Below are 19,545 nucleotides of genomic sequence, written 5' to 3' on the forward strand. Positions count from 1 at the left end.
GGAGGGCACCCCCGTCCCGTCGACCGCGATGAGCGGTCGCGTGCGGGCCTGTTGGGCAGTCCGCGACCTCGGTGGGTCGCTGTCGACCGACCCAGGGAGCCTCGAATTCCCGACGTGCAGCACCAGGACCGCGCCGGTTCGGCGGACGACGCGCGGGAGGTCGTGCTCGTCGGGCTGGTGGCGACCCCGCCGGACCATCCTGCCGAGGTCCTCGAGCGGTTGGCCGGAGAGTCGTCGAAGTTGCTCTCCGCGCGTGCGGACCGATCGGTGCGCTGGGAGGTGCGGACGGGGTGGGGTGCGGTCGCGCCGCGTCGCGACGGTGGGGTCGAGGCGTTGCTGGAGGACGTCGCGCAGCGCCGGGAGGGCGAGGGGTGGGACGTCGCGGTCTGCCTGACCGATCTGCCGCTCTCCGTCGAGCGGGTGCCCCTCGTCGCGCACGCGTCGGCTCGGCGCCGGGTCGGTGTGGTCTCACTGCCCGCGCTGGGCGTGGGTCAGTTGCGGGCGGCGCGCGCGGCCGTCCCGGGACTGGTGGAGGGACTGGCCGGCGGCTGGTCGGAGACGCCGGGGGCGTCGCGGGACGAACGGCTGGGACGGATGGTCGAGGCCGTCGCGCCGATCCATCGCGTCGTCGACCGGACCGACGACGGTGAAGTCGGGTTCGTGGCCTCCCGGGTCGGTGGCAGGTTGCTGGTCGGGGCGTTCGGGACAGCTGCGTTCGCGCTGACGACCAGCACCATCTGGGACATCGGCGACGCGCTGGACGGGCTGCGACTGACGGTGATCATGCTGCTGTCGCTGGCCGCGCTGATCACGTGGCTCGTCGTCGCGCACGACCTGTGGGAGAAGCCGTCCGCGGACACCCCACGGGAACTGGCTCGGATGTTCAACGCGGGCACCCTGGTCACGCTGGGCCTGGCGACCGCCGCGTGCTACCTGGTGCTGTTCATCGGGACGGCGGCGGCGGCAGCGCTGCTGATCGACCCGTCGGTGCTCGGACACCCTGCACCGCCCGGTCACCGTCGGCGACTACACCACCCTCGCCTGGATCATCAGCTCGATGGCGACCATCGGTGGCGCGATCGGGTCCGGGCTCGAGGACGAGGAGCACGTGCGTGCCGCGGCGTACGGCTACCACCCCACCCCGGGCGGCTGGCGGGACGAGGCCGACGACGCGGACGGCCGCTGACCGCGCCGGAGCTCAGTCCGTCCGGCGGAGGGTGGCCGAGGGGAGCTCGCCGTAGCGCGTCCGGTACGTCCGGGCGAAGCGTCCGATGTGGACGAAACCCCACCGCCGCGCGACGGCGCTGACCGTGGTCTCGGTCGGATCCGACGATCGCAGCTGGTCGTGGGCGCGGGCGAGCCGGGCGCGGCGCACGTGCTCGGTGGGAGTGGTGTCGAGGTGACGCCGGTAGAGCTCCTGGAGCGTGCGCACGCTCACCGCGGCGATGCGGGCCATGTCGGTGAGGGTCAGGTCGCGGGTGGGATCGGCCTCCACGGCGTCGACGACGCGGCGCAGGGCCGCCGGCCCGAAGGAGGGCGCCGGCGCGTCGAGGGCGTCGCGGTAGGGGTGGTCGACGGCTCGGAGCAGGCCGTGGAGCACTGCCTCCCGCAAGGGCGCGGCCACCATCTCGCTGCTGGCCACACCGCCGGGTCCGGCCTCTGCGACGAGCAGCCGCACGAGTCGGGCCCAGCCCGCTCCGGCACCGCTCCTGAGGTCGATCATCGGGCCGAGTGCCAGCGGCTGCGTGACCGGCCGCCCCAGGATGACCTCCAGCGCACCCTCGAGGGCGCCGGGAGCGACCTTGACCGCGAGGCAGGAGTAGTCGTCACCGGTCGTCATCGCGACATCCCCGGTCGCCTGGAAGACCACGCCCCGGCTCGGGTCGACCTGCACGACCTGCCCGCGGTGGCGGGCGAGCAGCGTGCCACCGGTGGCGATGTTGATGTAGACGGAGCCGACCTCCTCGATGCCGATCTTCATGCCCGAGGTGTAGTGGGCGTCGCCCACGGTGAGCGGGCTGTGCGCGTGTCCGACGAAGCGGAACTCGTAGGGCGCCGCGGCGGTGCAGAGGTCGAGCGTGGTGGGGAAGTAGCTCTGTGCGATCGCCGCGCGGGCGCCGTCGAGGTCGAACTCGTGGAAGGAGAAGGGGATCGGAGCCGGCACGGTTTCCCCTCGCGGTTGCCACTCGACGTCGGAACTCGACACTCGAGACTACTCCGGTGGCCGGCCGCTTCGGGCCCCGCCGGCGGGCACGCCGACGGGACCCGGGAGCCGGACGCCGCACCGGGAGGGGGCGGTGCGCCGGGCTCGGCGCACCGCGGGGCTCGACGGTGCGCTGCGGTGATCACACCGCAACCGGCCTCGTCGCGTCGAGCCGCGGCGCGCACGGTTCGGACCGGAATACGCGCTGACGGTGGTCACACCACTACGCGGAGAGCGGCGAGGGCGGCATCGACGTCGTGATGGAGGTCGAAGAGCTCGGTCAGGTCGACCTGGGCGACGGCGGACCGGACGGCGTCGGCACACACCAGGCTCAGACCGACGTCGAGTTCACCCGCGGCGACCGCCACCCGTACGAGCATCGCCATGCCCGCAGGTGTGATCGCGTCGAGCGGACGGAGGTCGGCGACGATTCCCCACGGGCGCCGGGCCAGCGCAGCATCGACCGCCGATCCCAGCTCCGCGACGGCGAAGCTGCCGAGCGTGCCTGCAGCGGCGCGGACCCGCACGATCCCCGGGCGGATGTCGTCGGTGCGCACCGGCACCGGCGCAGGGGACGGGGTGGAACACATCGGACCAGTCCACCGGCCGGAGCGGTCCACGTCGATCCGTTCTGCGTGCAGCTGAGGACGATTCGCGCCGATCCGGCTTGCCCGACGGCGTCGGTCGGTGCACCGTGGTGCGTCGGGAGGCCGTTGCGGATCCCCCGTCCGTCGGGTCGCCTGCTCTCGGCACCTGTCGAACCCTGTTCGAGAAGGTGTGGCCGACGATGATCCGACCGAGCGAGCATGCCGCCCCCGATCCGGGATCGGGGGCGACCCCGCAGCGTCCCGGCGTGGTGGATCCACTGCCCGCGCCGTTCGCCGCGCTGCTGGCGGCCCGGGAGGACGGGACGACGCTGTGGAGCGTCTGGGGCTTCGACTCCTACTTCCGGGACGCGGATCAGCGGCTGCTCGAGCTGCTCGGCTGGACCGAGGCCGAGTTGTCGAGTGCCTCGTACTGGGACTTCGTCCATGCCGACGACCAGCACCCGCTCGTAGAGGCCCTCGAGCGGATGATGACCACGGCGGGCACGCTGGAGGGCTACGAGATGAGGGTGCTGGGCCGCGACGGTGGGTGGCGTCGGATGCGGTGGGATATGGTCGCCGACCGCGAGACCGAGCTGGTGTTCAGCGTCGGCGCGCGGATCGAGACCGGGGAGTCCGTCGACGGGGTGGCTCGGCCGCTGGTGGGCACCTGGGCCTGGCAGGGCCGAGCGGGCACGTTCACCTGGTCCGACGAGCTGTACGACATGTTCGGCCTCCCGATCGGGACAGCGCTCACCGATGCGCTGATCAGGTCGCGCATCCACCCGCAGGACCATCCGCTCGTGGAGCAGGTGTGGCGGGCCCGGCTGGCCGACGGCGACGCACACGGTGTGCGCTTCCGGACGGTCCTGCCGGACGGGACGACGCGCCACGTGGAGTGCACGGGGCGGGCGACGGCCGGACGCGACGACCACGCGTTCACGATCCGCGGCATCACCGTCGATGTCACGGCCGCGCTCGCGGACTCCGGGACCGAGGTCGGAGGCTGATCCCGCTGGCTCCTCGTCACCATGTCGTCCTGACCGGCCACCCGACCAGTCCGAGCAGTCGCTCCACGGGCGGCGCGGGCGAGCCGACGAGCAGGATCGTCATGCCGCCCTCGTCGGCCAACTGCCGCACCTCGAGCAGCACGTTCAGCCCCGCCACCCCCAGGAACTCCAGCTCGGACAGGTCGAGGGCCACCAGCGCCGGGCGCGCCTCGATCTCCCGGCACAGGTCGAGGTGCAGGCGCGGCGCGCTGAACGCGTCGATCCCGCCGCGGAGCCGTACCACGCGGACGCGCGACCCGTTCCGGTCGCCCGCACCGAGGAGCACGAGCCGTGGGTCGATCCTGCTGGATGCCGTCATCGGGTCAGCGTCACGGGATCGGTCCACGACGGGCTTCGACTCCGCAGCGTCAACCGGGACGCCGCCGCTCGGCCTCCGAGGGCGACCGGCCGGTCCCGGGACGGTCCCGGCCGGGAGGTCCGCGGCCCCCGGCGGTGGCCCGGCTCGCGGCGGTTGGGCCTGCCGGGCCGATGCGGGACGAGGTGTCGAGCGGCTACAACACCTCTACCACCCGAGCGAACGAGAGGCAGATGCCGTGACGTCCGCTGACGACCCGTCGACATTCGAACAGTCCGCCACCATCGGCGGGCTGCCGGTGCGCACCCACGATCACGTCTGTGTCCTGTACCGGGGTGCGGCCCAGCGGGACGAGCTGATGGCGGAGTTCCTCGCCGACGGCGTCCGTGCGGGCAACCGGTGCTACTGCCTGATCACGGCCGACGACCACCGGCGGATCGCGGCTGCGGTGTCCGCACGCAACGAGCGGGCCGCGGCGGGCCCGGCATCCGGTGTCCCGGGTCGGGTCGACTTCGTCGACCCCGGAGGGAGCTACGTACGGGGCGGGGGGTTCGTGTCCGACCGGATGCTGCGATTCTGGGACGAGTGGGGAGCCGCGACCTATGACCGCGACGGCGTGGCCCATGCGCTGATCGGCGCGGACATGAGCTGGGCCAAACCGCTCGTCGACGCCCCGGGGTTCGTGATGGACCTGGCGCGCTACGAGACCCGGTTCACCGTCTGGGCCCGCCGCCGCCCCCAGGTGACGGCGTGCCTGTACGACCTGGACAGGTTCGACGGCGAAGTGATCGTCCCCGTCGTCCGCGCGCACCCGAAGGTGTGGATGAACGGTGTCGTCCTGACCAACCCGTACTACCTGCAGAGCGAGTACTTCTCGGCGGCCGAGACCCACGAGCTGTCGGGCCGTGCTGCGGCCCCCGTATGACGACCCTCCCCGGTGACGACCGCGGCCAGCAGCCGTTCTGGGCGCACGCCGAGATCGACGGGACCGCGCTCGACGTCGTCACCGCGCTCGTCCTCGCCCTGGCCACGCGCTGGGTGTCCGACGACCTGGCCGATCGGTTCGGCCACAGCGTCGCGACGGCCGCCGCCACCGTCGTGATGGGGGGCGACGGCACGTTCGACCTCTGGGAGGAGCCGGGACGGTTGGTGTGCCACGTCGCCCGCCGTGGAGCTCCTGACGCGATCGGCCTCCAGCCGGATCCGCGGCGGCTGCGACTGGTCACCCGGGCCGTGGGACCGGGCAGGCCCGAACCCGGGTCCGGCATCGTGGTCGAACGCAGCCCGGGCCGGGTCACGCTGATCCTGCCCGTGCCGTTCGAGTGACCCCGGCGTCCCCCCGCGCCGAGCCGACCGGGCCTGACCGTCAGGCCCAGGCGGGACCGCGCAGTGTCTGCTCGGGGGAGCGGCCGAAACGCGCGCCGTAGGCCGCCACGAACTGCTGCGGCCGGAATCCCCACGATCTCGCGACCGCGGTCACCGTGGTCTCTCCGGGCCGGTAGAACTGCAGGTCGCGGTGCGCCCGCCCGAGCCGGACCCGGCCGACGTCGTGCCCGGGGCGCACCTCCCGATGCCGCAGCCAACACCCTTCGAGGGCCCGGATGCTCAGCCCGGCGTCCGCGGCGAGGCCGGCCGGCGTCAGCGGGCGCTCCGGATGGGCCTCGATGTACTCGACGCATCGCCGCACGGCCCGGGGCCCCCAGGTGGGTACGCGTTCGTCGAGCGCGTCACGGTGCGGGTGGTCGGCCGCGAGCAGCAGCCGGACCAGCAGGGTCTCCTGCAGCGGTTCGGCGCTCATCGGGTCGGCCAGCACCGCGGCCGTGTCGGCGGTGGTGCCGGCAACCAGCCGCACCGTGTCCGCCCACGTCCGGCCGGCCGCGGTGCCGACGGTCATCGAGGTCAGCAGCCGGAGGGGACGGGGCACGGTCCGGCCGAGCAGCGCCTCCAGCATGTCCTCCAGCGCGGCCGATCCGACGTCGAACAGCAGCATGTCGAAGCGGTCGCCGGTGACCACCGTGGTCTCCGGCCACGGGGAGAAGACGGCCGCATCGCCCGGACCCAGGCCCAGCTCCTCGCCGCGGTGGTCGGCATGCAGCGGCCCGCGCACCGGCACCCCGATCTGGTAGCTCGGACGATCGGGCAGCCGGAGGTGGATCCCGTCGGTGCCGTGGGTCTCCTCGACCACGAGCGGGCCGCAGGTGACCCGGTGGACGTGGAACGCGAACGGCGCCGTCGGGACGTGATCGAGGTGCACGGCCGGCGGGAGCTGGGCGTCCACCCGGCCGACGTCGGTCACGTGGAGGTCGGCGAACGAGGAAGTCGTCATCAGTACACCTGCCGGAAGAGGTCGGTGACGCGGTCCCAGAGTTCCGGGGCGGGGTGGACGAGCTCGGGTCCGACGGTGCGCAGCGCCCGGGCGAAGGCGATGCCCAGGCCGCCGAAGACCTCCGGCAGCATCTCCTCGGTCTCCTCGGAGAAGGTCACGTCGGCCGGTGGTCGGCGCACGACCCCGGCCAGCACGGTGCGGATGTCGGCCGCCTCGTCCAGCTTGTCGAACTCGCGCATCCGCTCCTGGAGCCCCTTCGTGATCGGCAGGTCCATCGGAGCGATGACGTCCCGACCGTTCGCCCTGGCGGAGTTCCGGCCCGCGATGGCGATGTCGTCGACCATCTCGTCGACGAACTCGCGGAACCGCTTCACGTCGTTCCTGTCCACCTTCAGCTGCGCCACCGAGCGGAAGAACCGCTCGAACACCGGAACGTTCGACGGGCCGGCCATGTCTGCATCTCCTCGCTATCGCACGTGCGCCAGGTGCTCGTGCACCAGGCGGATCGCCATCGCTCCTTCGCCGACCGCGGACGCCACCCGCTTGGTCGACCCGCTGCGCACGTCGCCGGCCGCGAAGACGCCCGGGATGCTCGTCTCCAGCAGCGCGGGCGTCCGTCGCGCTCCCCGACCGCCGTCGCCGTTCTCGGCGGCCCGGCCGGTGCGCACGTAGGCGCCGGAGTCGAGTGCGACGGCGCCGGCCAGCCAGCCGGTGCACGGATCCGCACCGATGAACACCATCAGCTCACGCGCGGGCAGCGTGGACCGGGAACCGTCCTGCGAGTCCTGCACGACGACGGCCTCCAGCTGTCCGCCCTCACCGACCAGCTCGCGCACCTCGGTGTGCAGGTGCACCTCGATCCGCGGATCGTGCAGGATCCGGTCGGCCAGATAGCGCGACATGAACTCGTCGAGGCTCTGCTCGCGCACCACCAGCCGGACCGTGCGGGCGTGGTCGGCGAGGAAGAGGGCGGCCTGGCCGGCCGAGTTGCCGCCGCCCACCACCACGACCGGGTCGTTCACGCACAGCTGCGCCTCGATCTGGGTGGCCGCGTAGTAGACGCTCGTCTGCTCGAACTCCTCCAGCCGGGGCACGGGCAGCCGCCGGTAGTGGGCCCCGGTCGCGATGACCAGGGTGCGCGTGACCAGCGTGTCGCCGCCGCGCAGGCGAACCACGTGCTGCACGCCCGAGGTGTCCAGCGCGATCGCCTCGGCCGGCGCGCAGGTCGTGGCCCCGAACTTGACGGCCTGCACCACGGCCCGCTCGGCCAGCTCGGTGCCCGAGATGCCGGCCGGGAAGCCGAGGTAGTTCTCGATCCGCGAGGTGGTGGCCGCCTGGCCGCCGGTGGCCACGGCGTCGACGACCTGGGTGAGCAGGCCCTCGGACGCTCCGTAGACGGCGGCGGCCAGGCCGGCCGGACCGGCGCCGATCACCACCACGTCGTGCAGCCGGGACGGGGACTTGGCGGGGCGCTGCCCGATCAGCGCGGCCAGCGCGGCCGGGTCGGGGTTGCGCAGCACCTTGCCCCGCCAGACCACCACCGGGGTCTCGGCGGGGGTGATGCCGACGGCCCGCAGCAGCGATTCGGCGTCCGCGTCGGACTCCAGGTCCACGAACCGGTGCGGCAGCCGGTTGCGCGCCGCGAACTCGCGCAGCGTGCGGGTGCTGGCCGAGAACCGGGACCCGACGATGCGGAAGCCGTGCCCCTCGCCGATGGCCAGGGTGCGCCGGATCAGGTAGGCGCGCAGGATCTCGTCCCCGAACGCGGGTTCCCGCAGCAGGCATGCGCGCAGCCGGTCCAGGGGCACCTCGAGCACCTCGCCGGGGTCCGCCGTGATCGCCGTGAAGAACGCGACCTGCCCGGTGAGCAGGCCCAGTTCGCCGAGGAACCGGCCGGGCCCGTGCATCCGCACGATCTGCTGCTCCGGCGTGCCGAACGCCTTGACGATCGCGACCCGGCCGGAGAGCACGACGACGAACGCCTCGTCGGGGCGGCCCTCGACGATGAGCAGCTCACCGCGCGAGGTCGGCCGCCGCGATCCGTAGGCGCTGAGCATCCGGATCTGGTCAGCGGTCAGCCGGGGGTAGGCACCGGACAGGTCGGGTGTCTCGTTGGACGGGGCCGTGGCCAGCAGGTCCTCGACATCGGCTGTGACGGTCCCGGAGTCCTGCGTCATGCGAACGCCTCGTCCACGTAGCACCAGCGCCAGCTCTCGCCGGGCTCCAGCGAGCGGACGATCGGATGGCCGATCACGCCGGCGTGCGCGCGGGCGTGCCGCATGGGGGAGGAGTCACAGCACCCGACGTGCCCGCAGCTCAGGCACAGCCGCAGGTGCACCCACGGGGTGCCCATGCGCAGGCACTCCTCGCAACCGCGGGTGTGCGGGGTGACGTCCCGGATCCATCCCACGTGCGGATCGGTGAGGACCGAGCGCGGGGCGGTCACCGGCGGTCTCCCGCAACCAGCGCCGCCCCGATGGCGACCAGCCAGGAGTCCTTGGCCAGCGCGATGCCGTCCTGGGTGGGGAAGGGCGTGCCGGGCCTGCGCATCCCGGGGGTCCGCGCGTACAGGCCGAGCAGCCCGGCTCCGAACCCGAGCAGCCCGAGGCCGGCGATGCGGGCCGGGACGACCGGTACGAGCAGCGCCGCCCCGATCAGCATCTCGGCCGCGGCCAGCGCCTTGGTGAAGGTGACCGGCTGGACGGCGTCCAGGAACGGGTAGGTACCGGCGGCGAATCCGTGCATCTGCTTCGCCGTGTCGTCGTCGGGATCCCGCTTGCGCAGGCCCGAGTCCAGGATGTAGGTGCCGGCGGTCAGTCGCAGCGGCAGCTGCCAGGTGAGGTCGCGCCCGTTCATGACGGCTCCTTCTTCTCGGGCGGATTCGGTTCGGGGGCATCCGGTTCGGCGAGGGCGTCGTCCAGCCAGCGCCGCAACACCGCCACCGGGGCGGCCCCCGCCTGCCGGGCGGCGATCTCTCCGCCGCGCAGCACCAGCAGCGTGGGCACCGCCTGGACCTGGAACCGCCGGCCGAGCTCGGGAGCCCGGTCGATGTCGACCTTCACGAGCTTGATCACGCCGGCCCGTTCGGTGGCCAGCTGTTCCAGCACGGGGCTGACCATGCGGCACGGGCCGCACCAGGTCGCCCAGAGATCCACCAGCACCGGGATCGACGGCCGCTCGGCGACCGCGGCGAAGTCGTCGTCGCCCGCCTCGGTGATCCACGGCAGCGGGTTCCGGCAGTTGCCGCACCGGGGGAACCCGTCGGCCACCGACGGCACCCGGTTGCGCGTGCCGCAGTGCGGGCAGGTGACGACGGTGCGGCCCACGGCCACGTCGGCGGTCATGCCGGCGCCCCGGCCGGGATCTCGTGGGAGACGACCAGGTCGCCGCCCTCGTCGAGGTCGAGGTGGATCGTCGCGCCGTCGGGCACCGCGTCGCGCAGCAGCGCCCGCGCGATCCTGGTCTCCACCTCGCGGGCGATGTACCGGCGCAGCGGCCGGGCCCCGTACACCGGGTCGTACCCCGCCCGGGCGATGTGGGCCAGCGCCATCGGGCTCACCTCCAGGCTCAGGTCGCGGGCGGCCAGCCGGCGGCGCAGGTCACCGACGAGCAGTTCCGCGATGCGCTCGATCTGGACCGGGGTGAGCGGGGTGAACAGCACCGTGTCGTCGATCCGGTTCAGGAACTCGGGGCGGAAATGGCCCCGCAGCTCGCCCAGTACCAGGTCACGCGCGTCCGGCTTGAGCTGCCCGTCGGGGGTCACGCCGTCGAGGAGGTACTGCGATCCGATGTTCGACGTCATGATGATCACGGTGTTGCGGAAGTCGACCGTGCGGCCCTGGGCGTCGGTGAGGCGGCCGTCGTCCAGCACCTGCAGCAGCGTGTTGAACACGTCGGCGTGCGCCTTCTCGATCTCGTCGAACAGCACCACCGCGTAGGGCCTGCGGCGCACGGCCTCGGTGAGCTGACCGCCCTCGTCGTAGCCGATGTAGCCGGGCGGGGCCCCGACCAGCCGGGAGACGGTGTGCCGCTCCTGGTACTCGCTCATGTCCAGCCGGACGATGTTGTCCTCCGAGTCGAACAGGGCCTGGGCGAGCGTGCGGGCCAGCTCCGTCTTGCCCACCCCGGTCGGGCCGAGGAACAGGAACGAGCCGGTCGGCCGGCGCGGGTCCTTCACCCCCGACCGGGCCCTGATCAGGGCGTCCGCCACCGCCTGGACCGCCTCGTCCTGCCCGACGACCCGCTCGTGCAGCACCTCGTCGAGGCGCAGCAGCTTCTCCCGCTCGCCCTCGGTGAGCCGGACCACCGGGATGCCCGTCCACACCGACACGATCTCGGCGATCTCCTCGGGGGTGACGACCTCGCGCAGCAGCCGGTGCTCGCCCTGCTTGTTCGACAGCCGGGCCTCCTCGGACTGCAGGCGCCGCTCCAGCTCGCCGAGCCGGCCGTAGCGCAGTTCGGCGGCGCGGTTCAGGTCGTAGGCGCGCTCGGCCTCCTCGACCTCGTGACGAACCCGCTCCAGGTCGGCCCGCAGCTCCTGGACCCGCCGGATGGCCTGCCGCTCGGCCTCCCACTGGGCCCGCATCGCGTCGGCCTGCGCCCGCAGGTCGACCAGCTCGGCGCGCAGCTGGTCGAGCCGGGCCCGGCTCGCCGGGTCGTCCTCCTGGGCCAGACCCGCGTCCTCGATCTCCAGCCGGAGCACCTTGCGGGTGACCTCGTCCAGCTCGGCGGGCATCGAGTCGATCTCGGTGCGGAGCCGGGCACAGGCCTCGTCGACGAGGTCGATGGCCTTGTCGGGCAGGAACCGTTCGGTCAGGTAGCGGTGCGAGAGCGTGGCCGCGGCGATCAGGGCGGCGTCCTGGATCCGCACGCCGTGGAACACCTCGAACCGCTCGCGCAGCCCGCGCAGGATCGACACGGTGTCCTCGACGCTGGGCTCGTCGACGTGCACGGGCTGGAAGCGACGCGCCAGCGCGGCGTCCGCCTCGACCCGCTTGCGGTACTCGTCCAGCGTCGTTGCGCCGATCATGTGCAGCTCGCCCCGGGCGAGCATCGGCTTGAGCATGTTGCCGGCGTCCATGCTGCCCTCGGCGGCGCCCGCGCCGATCACCGTGTGCAGCTCGTCGAGGAACAGCAGGACCCGCCCCTCGGCCGCCTTCACCTCGGCCAGGACCGCCTGCAGGCGCTCCTCGAACTCACCGCGGTACTTCGCCCCGGCCACCAGCAGGCCCATGTCGAGGGAGAAGACGGTGCGGTCCCGCAGCCCCTCAGGGACGTCGCCGTGGGCGATCCGCTGCGCCAGGCCCTCGACGATCGCGGTCTTCCCGACGCCGGGGTCGCCGATGAGCACCGGGTTGTTCTTGGACTTGCGGGACAGGATCTGGACCACCCGGCGGATCTCGGCGTCGCGGCCGATCACCGGGTCCGGCTGCCCGGAGCGGACGGCGGCGACGAGGTCCTGCCCGTACTTGGCCAGCGCCTCGTAGGTGCCCTCCGGCGTGGCCGACCGGACGCGCTGGTTGCCGCGCACCTCGGCGAGCCGGCCGAGGAACGCGTCGCGGGTGATGCCGTGCCGGGCCAGCACCCGACCGGCCGGGCTGCGCTCGGCCTCGGCGACCATCGCCACGAGCAGGTGCTCGACGGAGACGTACTCGTCGGAGAGCCGCCGGGCCTCCTTCTCCGCCTCGTCGAGGAGCGTGGCCAACCGCGCCGAGACCACGACCTGGCCCTGCGGGGCGCCGGCGCGGGTCGAGCGCGGGACGCGCTGCAGTTCGGCCTCGACGTCGGCGGTGAGCCGTTCCGCGTCGACCTCCATGGCCTCGATCAGTCGCGGCACCAGCCCGTCGGGCTGCTGGAGCAGCGCGAGCAGCAGGTGCAGCGAGTCGACCTCGACATGGCCGGCCCGGGTCGCGGCGTCCTGTGCCGCGGAAAGGGCCTGCTGGGATTTCTGGGTCAGGCGGTTGGGGTCCATCAGGAGATCCACCCTCGGGTCGATTCGTGCGCGGCACGCTGCGTGCGCAGCGCCATTTCGAGCCGGCTGATCCGGTCGAGCAGCTCGACGATCAGGCCCAACGCGGCGTAGTTGACCGGCAGCTCGGCGCGCAGCCGCTCGATCCGGTGGACCGCGGCGAGCTCGCCGACGGGGAACGACAGCCGACCGTCGGCGTCGGGGGTCGCGCGCAGCAGGCCGAGGGCGAACAGCCGGTGCAGGTGCTCCGGGTGCAGGCCGCTCCGGCGCGCGAACTCGGCCTGGCTCAACGGCCGGCCGGGCCGGGCCAGGAGAGGATGGACCGTCACGACGTCGCCGCCTTCCGTCGTCGGGGGCTGTCGGGTTCCGAGCGGGGGATTTCCCGCCTCGGGTCGAAGGCCGACACGTCGGCCAGCTCGGAGAACAGCTCCCGCTCGCGCGGGGTGAGCCGGGGCGGGACCAGCACGCTGATCTCGGCGAGGAGGTCACCGCGGGCACCGCGCCGGCGGGGCATGCCCTCGCCGCGCAGGCGCAGCTGCCGCCCGGTGGAGGAGCCCGGCGGCACGGTCACCGTGACCTCGCCGCCCGGGGTGGTCACCGGCACCGTCGCCCCCAGCGCCGCCTCCCACGGGCTCAGCGGCAGCGGTACGACGATGTCCCGGCCGACCAGCCGGTAGCGCTCGTGCGGGAGGATCCGGACGACCAGGTAGAGGTCGCCCGCCGGGCCGCCGCCCAGGCCGCGGCCGCCCTCGCCGCCCAGCCGGATGCGCTGCCCGTCGACGACCCCCGGGGGGATCGTCACGGTGTAGGTGCGCGGGCCGGAGGTGCCCGACAGCTGCACCTCCCGACGGCCGCCGCGGTAGGCCTCCTCGACGGTCAGCGGGAGCTCGGCCTCCTGGTCGGCGCCGCCGACCGGCCGGCCGGCCCGGCCCCGGCCGAACAGCCCGCCCAGCAGGTCCTCGATGTCGACCCCGGCCCCGCCGAAGTCGGTAAAACCGGAGTCCCCGAAGTCGGTGAAACCGGCGTCCCCGAAGCCGGAGCCGCCCTCCCGGGATCCGCGGGCCCCACCGCGGCTCCCGGACCGGGACACCTGCTCCTCCCAGTCCTCCGGCACCCGCCGGAAGTCGTCGCCGAAGCGGTCGTAGCGGCGGCGCGTCGACGGGTCCGACAGCACGTGGTAGGCCTCGTTGACCTCCTTGAACCGGTCCTCGGCCGCCGGGTCCCGGTTCACGTCCGGGTGGTTGGCCCTGGCCAGCCGCCGGTACGCGGCCTGGATCTCCTCCGCGCCGGCATCGCGCCCGACGCCGAGCACGTCGTAGTAGTCGCGCGCCACGGCTAACGCCCCGACCCGTCGGCCACGGTGACGGCCGCGGGTCGCAGCTGCCGCTCGGGGTCGCCGTAGCCCGGTCGCAGCACGGCGGCGACCGCTCCGGCGGGCTGCCTGGCCTCCTCCGGGCTGACGACCGCGACGACCTCGTGGCGGAGCGGGTCGAACGGGACGCCGACGTCGTCCTGCCGCGGGTAGCCGAGCGCGGCGAGCACGGCCAGCGCCTGTTCGCGCACGGCCCGGACCCCCGCCACGATGGAGTGGGGGTCGGCGTCGGCGTGGGCCAGCGCCATGTCGATCGTGTCCAGCACGGGCAGGAACGCCGCAGCCACCCGCGCCCGCTCGGCGGCCCGGGCCTGGGCCAGGTCCCGGGCCTGCCGCTTGCGGACGTTGTCGAGATCGGCCACGGCCCGGCGCCACCGGTCCTCGAAATCGATCCCCGCCGATGCGGTCGCGGTCGCGGTCGCGTCGTCGGCGTCGACACCGGCGCCGGGCGCGGTGTCGTGGTCGTCCGATGGTGGGACGCTCATCGGTGTCCTCTCGGGTCAGCTCCGGTTCGCGGCAGGTCCGGTTCGTGGTCAGGTCCGGTCGAACTCGGCGTCGATCACGTCCTCGTCCGCGGTGTCCCCGGTCCCGCCGTCGTCCTGGGCGCCGCTGCGGCCGTTGCTCCGGCTGGTCTGCAGCCCGCTGAGCACGCTCTGCAGCTCGGTGGCCAGCTCGCGGACCCGGTCGATCGGGGCCTGCTCCCCGACGGCCTGCTGCGCATCGGCGATCGTGAGCTCCGCGCGGGACCGCTCGTGCGCCGGGACGGAGTCGCCGAGCTGGTCCAGCAGGCGCTGGGCCTGGTGCGCCAGCGAGTCGAGCTCGTTGCGGGCGTCGACCTCCTGGCGCAGCTGCTGGTCGGCGGACCGGTTCTGCTCGGCCTCGGCGACCATCTGCTCGACGTCGGAGGCGTCCAGGTTGGAGCTCTCCGAGATCGTGATCCGTTGCTCCTTGCCGGTGTCCTGGTCGCGTGCGGTGACGTTGAGGATGCCGTTGGCGTCGATGTCGAACGTCACGTCGACCTGGGGCTCGCCCCGCGGTGCCTGCCGGATGTCGGCGAGCTGGAACCGGCCGAGCACCCGGTTGTCGGCGGCGCGTTCGCGCTCGCCCTGCAGTACCACCACGTCCACCGCGGGCTGGTTGTCCGCCGCGGTGGAGAAGGTCTCGCTGCGGCGCACCGGCACCGTCGTGTTGCGGTCGACGATCCGGGTCATCACGCCGCCCTGGGTCTCCACACCCAGCGACAGCGGGGTCACGTCGAGCAGCAGCACGTCGGAGACGTCGCCCTTCAGCACCCCGGCCTGGATGCCGGCACCGACGGCCACCACCTCGTCGGGGTTGACCGTCATGTTGGGGTCACGGCCGCCGGTCAGCCGCCGGACCAGGTTCTGCACCGCCGGTACCCGGGTGGAGCCGCCGACCAGGATGACCTCGTCGATGTCGTCCGGGCTCACCTTGGCGTCGCTCATCGCCTGTTGCAGCGGGCCCATGGTCCGCTCGAGCAGGTCGCCGATGAGCTCCTCGAAGGTCGAGCGCATGATCGAGGTCGTGAGGTGCTTCGGCCCGGTCGCGTCCGCGGTCACGAACGGCAGGCTCACCTGTGTCTGGGTGACCGTGCTGAGCTCGACCTTGGCCTTCTCCGCGGCCTCGAACAGCCGCTGCAGGGCCTGCGGATCGGCCCGCAGGTCGATGCCGTTCTCCTTCTGGAACCCCTCGGCGAGGTGGTCCACGATCCGCCGGTCGAAGTCGTCGCCGCCCAGGCGGGTGTCGCCCGCGGTGGCCCGGACCTCGACCACGCCGTCGCCGACGTCGAGCAGGCTGACGTCGAACGTGCCACCACCGAGGTCGAAGACGAGCACGGTCTCGTGCTTCTGCTTGTCCAGCCCGTAGGCCAGCGCCGCCGCCGTCGGCTCGTTGATGATCCGCAGCACCTCGAGCCCGGCGATCCGGCCCGCGTCCCTGGTCGCCGTGCGCTGGGCGTCGTTGAAGTACGCCGGGACGGTGATGACGACCTCGGTCACCTTCTCCCCGAGGTTGCGGCCGGCGTCGTCCGCCAGCTTGCGCAGGATCATCGCGCTGATCTCCTCGGGCGCGTACAGCTTGCCCCGTACCTCGATCCGCGCGTTGCCGTTCTCGTCCGGCACGACGTCGTAGGGGACCTGACCGGCCTCCTGCTCGACCTCGGAGAACTTGCGGCCGATGAACCGCTTGACCGAGGAGATGGTGCCCTTCGGATTGAGGATGGCCTGGCGACGGGCGAGCTGGCCGACCAGCCGCTCGCCGTTCTCGGTGAATGCGACCACCGACGGGGTGGTGCGGGTCCCCTCGGCGTTGGGGATGACGTCGGCCTGACCGCCCTCCCAGGCGGCGATGACCGAGTTGGTGGTGCCCAGGTCGATGCCGGCGGCTCTGGCCACGGGTCACACCTCCCGGTCGAGCAGTCGGGCCGCGTCCACTGCGAACTCGTCGTCGACGACGAGGTCGTAGTGCTGGGCCTGCATGATCGTCACCGAGGAGAAGTCACGCCGACCGCGCTGCAGGGCGTAGGTGACCAGGCCCATCACCGCGCCGAGCACGGCGCCGAAGATCAGGCCGTACAGCGTGAGCAGCAGGGCTCCGATCAACGGGTCGAGCCAGGCGAACAGGCCGAAGATCCAGCCGATCAGGGCACCGGGCAGCGCACCGGACAGTGCTCCCTGCCAGGCGGCGGAGACGAAGGTCAGCCGACCGGTGATCTGCTCGACCGACCGCATGTCGCGGCCGACGATCGCGGCCCGCTCCACGGGGAATCCCTGGGAGGTGAGCCGCTCGACGGCCCGCTCGGCGTCGAAGTAGTCGTCGAACGTCGCGATTCTCCGGCGTGCGGGGTGCTTGGCGTGCTTGGCCGAGTCGATCGGCGACTGGTGCGTCCCGTTGTCGGTGGCCGCACGGCCGGTCGGCGGGCGGTCGGCGATGGGGATGGACTGCTCGGACATGGTGTGATCTCCGATCCGTAGGGGCCGGCCGCGACGGTCTCCCCGTCGGTCCCGGCCGCGCCTGGCGACTACTGGGAGGACGAGGCGAGTGCGACACGCCGGGGCTTGCTGGCCTCGCTGACCGGGATGCGCAGGGTGAGCACCCCGTCGGCGAGATCCGCGGCGAGACCGTTGGAATCGAGGTTGTCGCCGAGGAACAGCTGCCGGCTGAACTCGCCGTAGGTCCGCTCGTCGGCGATCACCTCGTCCCCTTCCTCGCGTTGCGGCATGCGCCGGGCCCGGATGGTGACCACGTTGTTCTCGACGGTGACGTCCACGTCGTCGCGGTTCACCCCGGGCAGATCCAGGTGCACGGCGAACTCGTCGCCACGGCGCAGGGCCTCCATGGGCATCGTGCGGGTGGCCTGGGAGAGGGTTCGTTCGGTGAGTCGATCGAGCTCGCGGAACGGGTCGAAACGCATGAGCGCCACGGGGACTCCAAACGGGTTGCAGGGGTGCTGATGCCCGGGCCCGGCTCGGTGCCGGTCGGTGGGGCCTGACGGTGGCAAAGGCGCACCGGCTCCGATTCGGTCCCGGAGAGGCAATCTCGGTGCGGCACCTAGGCCCGGCAGGTCGACCGGTGCCTGTCGGGGCATCACGACCGCGCGCGTCGCGATCGGCCCGGCGGGGTGAACCGGGGGCCGCGGGTTCGCCCCGGCCGGTCCTAGCCGCACGCCGCGGTCACCGCCAGGCTGGTCGCGGCCCGACGGACGAGTCGCGGCCCGGCGGACGAGCAGTCGGCGAGCGGGGGGACCGACGATGACGGATCACCGTTCCCGGACGGCGGGGTGATCATGAGGCCGGTCGAGCACGGCTCGTGGACCCCGGCCCCCGGTCGACGCACGCGACCACGTTGATGGCGCCCGTTCCTGCGAATTGTCGCGGCGCCGAAGACGCCTTCGATCGGCCCGAGCCGAGTAGCCTCCCGCACACGTTCCCCGGACGCCCGGAGCCGCGTCAGCCGCTCGGTCGGGGAGCCACGATGGACGATCGACAGCATCTGGTCGGGCTTCGCGCCGAGATGTCGAGCGTCTGCGGCATGTTCGCGCTGGCGATGGTCATGTTCGACCGGACCGAGACGCGGGACATCCTGCGGCTGGCGGTCAGCTCGGTCGGCGCGCTGGGTCCGTACTACGCGCAGGGCTCGTACCTGGTGGACGAGACCGGGATGCACAGCTCGGACGGTGACGACAGCCTCATCGCCCCGTTGATGGCGCTCGGCGGGGCGGACGGCACCGTCGAGGTGTCCGGAGCCGCGTGGTCCTGGGCCTTCCCGATGCGGGCGCTCAGCGGGAACACCGGCTACCTGGTCGTCTCGGCCGATCAGGAGCCCTCGATCGACCAGCGCTTCCTGCTGACGACCCTCGCCCAGCTGACGGGGGCGGCCCTGGTCAGCGCGGACCTGCACCGCCGGGAGCGGACCAGCACCGCGGAGCTGGGTGACCTCAACGCACGGCTCGAGTCGACCAACGAGCAGCTCCAGGGCGCCGTGACGGACCTGCAGCAGCGTCAGCGGATCCATGAGGTCCTCAGCCGGGTGGCGGCCTACGGAGGGGGGACGGCCGGGATCGCCGACGCGGTGCACGACCTCACCGGGCTGGCCGTCGTGGTCGAGGACCGCTTCGGCAACCTGCTCGCCTGGGCCGGGCCGGGTCGCCCGCGCACCTACCCGCGGCCGCAACCCCGGATCCGGGCCGAGCTGCTGAGCAGGGTCCGGCGCACCGGGCGGGCCATGCGGCACCGCAATCGGATCGTGGCGGTCGCCCAGCCGCGCGACGAGGTGCTGGGTGTGCTCAGCGTGGTCGATCCGGGCCAGCAGGCAGCGGAGCGGGACGTCTTCGCGCTGGAGCACGGTGCGGTCGTGCTGGCCATGGAACTGGCCCATCAGCACGCGTTGGCCGAGGCCGAGCTGCGGCTGCGCCGCGACCTCGTCGACGACCTGCTCAGCGGTGTCGACAACGAGAGCGCCTGGGCGCGTGCCGCGGCCATCGGGCACGACCTGCACCATCCGCACCTGGTGGTGGTCGCGCGGTGGGTCGGCCCGCTGCGCGACGAGGACGTCGTCACCGCCCTGGGGCGGGCCGCGTCGCGGGTGCTGGGGTCGGCCCTGCTCACCACCCGCCGCCGGGGTGCGGCGGTGCTGGTGGTGCCGCAGCCGGACGAGGTCGGCGGCCGCGCGCCGTGGACGGAGCTGCACCGCGCCGTGGCGTCGCTGGTGCGGTCGGGGAACGGGTCGATCGGCGTGGGCCGTCCGTGCGAGGAACCGGCCGAGCTCCCGCGGTCCTACTCCGAGGCCGTGCGCGCACTCGAGGTCAGGATGGCGGCCGTGGGGGCCGGGGGTGCGACCACCTTCGACGAGCTGGGGATCTACCGGCTGCTCGCGGCGGGCGCGGGCGACGGGGAGGTGCGCGCGTTCGTCCGGGAGTGGCTCGGCCCGCTCATCGACCACGACGCGGCGAACCGCTCCGATTTCGTCGCCACGCTGTGGCAGTACTACGAGTGCGGCGGCAACTACGACGCCACCGCGCGCGCACTCACCATCCACCGCAGCACCCTGCGCTACCGGCTGGGCCGCATCCGCGACCTGACAGGGCACGACCTGGGCGCGGTCGAGAGCCGGTTGAACCTGCACGTGGCGTCCCGTGCCTGGCGGGTCCTGGGCGGCTCGGGCGCGGGCCGGGACGACGTGCACCCACCGGAATGACTGCGGGCCACC

Annotated in this window: 21 protein-coding genes; 5 read left to right on the top strand and 16 right to left on the bottom strand. The window is 73.1% G+C overall.

Going from position 1 to position 19,545, the window contains the following annotated elements; translation table 11 throughout:
- Positions 1 to 51: 51 nt before the first annotated feature.
- Entirely contained in the window at positions 52 to 1,308 is a 1,257-nt protein-coding gene (locus I4I82_RS34565; RefSeq protein ID WP_267461584.1) for a hypothetical protein, read from the top strand.
- Here the strand turns inward: I4I82_RS34565 and I4I82_RS28210 are convergent.
- Both I4I82_RS28210 and I4I82_RS28215 read right to left on the bottom strand, forming a co-directional pair.
- Positions 1,199 to 2,164, bottom strand: a complete 966-nt coding sequence (locus tag I4I82_RS28210) for an AraC family transcriptional regulator (protein WP_218588867.1) — start codon at positions 2,162 to 2,164, stop codon at positions 1,199 to 1,201. The genes I4I82_RS34565 and I4I82_RS28210 overlap by 110 nt on opposite strands.
- 254 nt (positions 2,165 to 2,418) lie before the next feature.
- Positions 2,419 to 2,766, bottom strand: a complete 348-nt coding sequence (locus I4I82_RS28215) for an STAS domain-containing protein (RefSeq protein ID WP_218588868.1) — start codon at positions 2,764 to 2,766, stop codon at positions 2,419 to 2,421.
- Between the two features lie 290 nt (positions 2,767 to 3,056).
- Between I4I82_RS28215 and I4I82_RS28220 the strand changes: the two genes are divergently transcribed.
- Positions 3,057 to 3,797: a PAS domain-containing protein gene (locus tag I4I82_RS28220; RefSeq protein WP_218588869.1), complete on the top strand. Its 741-nt coding sequence runs from the start codon at positions 3,057 to 3,059 to the stop codon at positions 3,795 to 3,797.
- 16 nt (positions 3,798 to 3,813) lie between these two features.
- On the opposite strand, the gene I4I82_RS28225 is transcribed toward I4I82_RS28220, so the two are convergent.
- Complete coding sequence (locus tag I4I82_RS28225; RefSeq protein WP_218588870.1) at positions 3,814 to 4,155, bottom strand: STAS domain-containing protein; 342 nt, start codon at positions 4,153 to 4,155, stop codon at positions 3,814 to 3,816.
- A 235-nt stretch (positions 4,156 to 4,390) separates the two neighbouring features.
- On the opposite strand from I4I82_RS28225, the gene I4I82_RS28230 reads away from it, so the two are divergent.
- On the top strand, positions 4,391 to 5,077 hold the full coding sequence (locus I4I82_RS28230) for an MEDS domain-containing protein (protein ID WP_218588871.1): 687 nt from the start codon (positions 4,391 to 4,393) through the stop codon (positions 5,075 to 5,077).
- Entirely contained in the window at positions 5,074 to 5,478 is a 405-nt protein-coding gene (locus I4I82_RS28235) for a hypothetical protein (RefSeq protein ID WP_218588872.1), read from the top strand. The genes I4I82_RS28230 and I4I82_RS28235 overlap by 4 nt, the downstream gene beginning before the upstream one ends.
- Positions 5,479 to 5,518: 40 nt before the next feature.
- Here I4I82_RS28235 and I4I82_RS28240 read toward each other — a convergent pair whose 3' ends face one another.
- The 13 genes from I4I82_RS28240 to I4I82_RS28300 form a co-directional block, all read right to left on the bottom strand.
- Positions 5,519 to 6,478 (bottom strand): AraC-like ligand-binding domain-containing protein, encoded by a 960-nt coding sequence (locus tag I4I82_RS28240; protein ID WP_218588873.1) that lies wholly within the window; start codon positions 6,476 to 6,478, stop codon positions 5,519 to 5,521.
- Complete coding sequence (locus I4I82_RS28245; protein ID WP_218588874.1) at positions 6,478 to 6,930, bottom strand: DUF1931 family protein; 453 nt, start codon at positions 6,928 to 6,930, stop codon at positions 6,478 to 6,480. Before I4I82_RS28245 ends, I4I82_RS28240 begins: the two co-directional genes overlap by 1 nt.
- 15 nt (positions 6,931 to 6,945) lie before the next feature.
- The gene (locus I4I82_RS28250; RefSeq protein WP_218588875.1) at positions 6,946 to 8,655 is read right to left on the bottom strand and encodes an FAD-dependent oxidoreductase; all 1,710 of its coding nucleotides are present in this window, start codon (positions 8,653 to 8,655) and stop codon (positions 6,946 to 6,948) included.
- Entirely contained in the window at positions 8,652 to 8,924 is a 273-nt protein-coding gene (locus tag I4I82_RS28255) for a UBP-type zinc finger domain-containing protein (RefSeq protein WP_218588876.1), read from the bottom strand. The genes I4I82_RS28250 and I4I82_RS28255 overlap by 4 nt, the downstream gene beginning before the upstream one ends.
- Positions 8,921 to 9,334: a hypothetical protein gene (locus I4I82_RS28260; RefSeq protein WP_218588877.1), complete on the bottom strand. Its 414-nt coding sequence runs from the start codon at positions 9,332 to 9,334 to the stop codon at positions 8,921 to 8,923. Before I4I82_RS28260 ends, I4I82_RS28255 begins: the two co-directional genes overlap by 4 nt.
- Positions 9,331 to 9,822, bottom strand: coding sequence for a thioredoxin (trxA, locus tag I4I82_RS28265; protein WP_218588878.1), 492 nt, complete (start codon positions 9,820 to 9,822; stop codon positions 9,331 to 9,333). Before trxA ends, I4I82_RS28260 begins: the two co-directional genes overlap by 4 nt.
- The gene (gene clpB / locus I4I82_RS28270; protein ID WP_218588879.1) at positions 9,819 to 12,449 is read right to left on the bottom strand and encodes an ATP-dependent chaperone ClpB; all 2,631 of its coding nucleotides are present in this window, start codon (positions 12,447 to 12,449) and stop codon (positions 9,819 to 9,821) included. Before clpB ends, trxA begins: the two co-directional genes overlap by 4 nt.
- Entirely contained in the window at positions 12,449 to 12,775 is a 327-nt protein-coding gene (locus I4I82_RS28275) for a chaperone modulator CbpM (RefSeq protein ID WP_218588880.1), read from the bottom strand. Before I4I82_RS28275 ends, clpB begins: the two co-directional genes overlap by 1 nt.
- A complete protein-coding gene (locus I4I82_RS28280) occupies positions 12,772 to 13,779 on the bottom strand; it encodes a DnaJ C-terminal domain-containing protein (RefSeq protein ID WP_218588881.1) in 1,008 nt (335 codons plus the stop codon). The genes I4I82_RS28275 and I4I82_RS28280 overlap by 4 nt, the downstream gene beginning before the upstream one ends.
- Positions 13,780 to 13,781: 2 nt before the next feature.
- Entirely contained in the window at positions 13,782 to 14,303 is a 522-nt protein-coding gene (locus tag I4I82_RS28285) for a nucleotide exchange factor GrpE (protein ID WP_218588882.1), read from the bottom strand.
- A 48-nt stretch (positions 14,304 to 14,351) separates the two neighbouring features.
- Entirely contained in the window at positions 14,352 to 16,232 is a 1,881-nt protein-coding gene (dnaK, locus tag I4I82_RS28290) for a molecular chaperone DnaK (protein WP_218588883.1), read from the bottom strand.
- Between the two features lie 3 nt (positions 16,233 to 16,235).
- The gene (locus I4I82_RS28295) at positions 16,236 to 16,790 is read right to left on the bottom strand and encodes a general stress protein (protein ID WP_225920708.1); all 555 of its coding nucleotides are present in this window, start codon (positions 16,788 to 16,790) and stop codon (positions 16,236 to 16,238) included.
- A gap of 68 nt (positions 16,791 to 16,858) precedes the next feature.
- Positions 16,859 to 17,260: an Hsp20/alpha crystallin family protein gene (locus I4I82_RS28300; RefSeq protein WP_226370293.1), complete on the bottom strand. Its 402-nt coding sequence runs from the start codon at positions 17,258 to 17,260 to the stop codon at positions 16,859 to 16,861.
- A gap of 551 nt (positions 17,261 to 17,811) precedes the next feature.
- On the opposite strand from I4I82_RS28300, the gene I4I82_RS28305 reads away from it, so the two are divergent.
- Positions 17,812 to 19,533: a PucR family transcriptional regulator gene (locus tag I4I82_RS28305; RefSeq protein ID WP_218588884.1), complete on the top strand. Its 1,722-nt coding sequence runs from the start codon at positions 17,812 to 17,814 to the stop codon at positions 19,531 to 19,533.
- Positions 19,534 to 19,545 lie beyond the last annotated feature (12 nt).

This window comes from Pseudonocardia oceani, from assembly GCF_019263585.2.
GTDB lineage: Bacteria > Actinomycetota > Actinomycetes > Mycobacteriales > Pseudonocardiaceae > Pseudonocardia > Pseudonocardia oceani.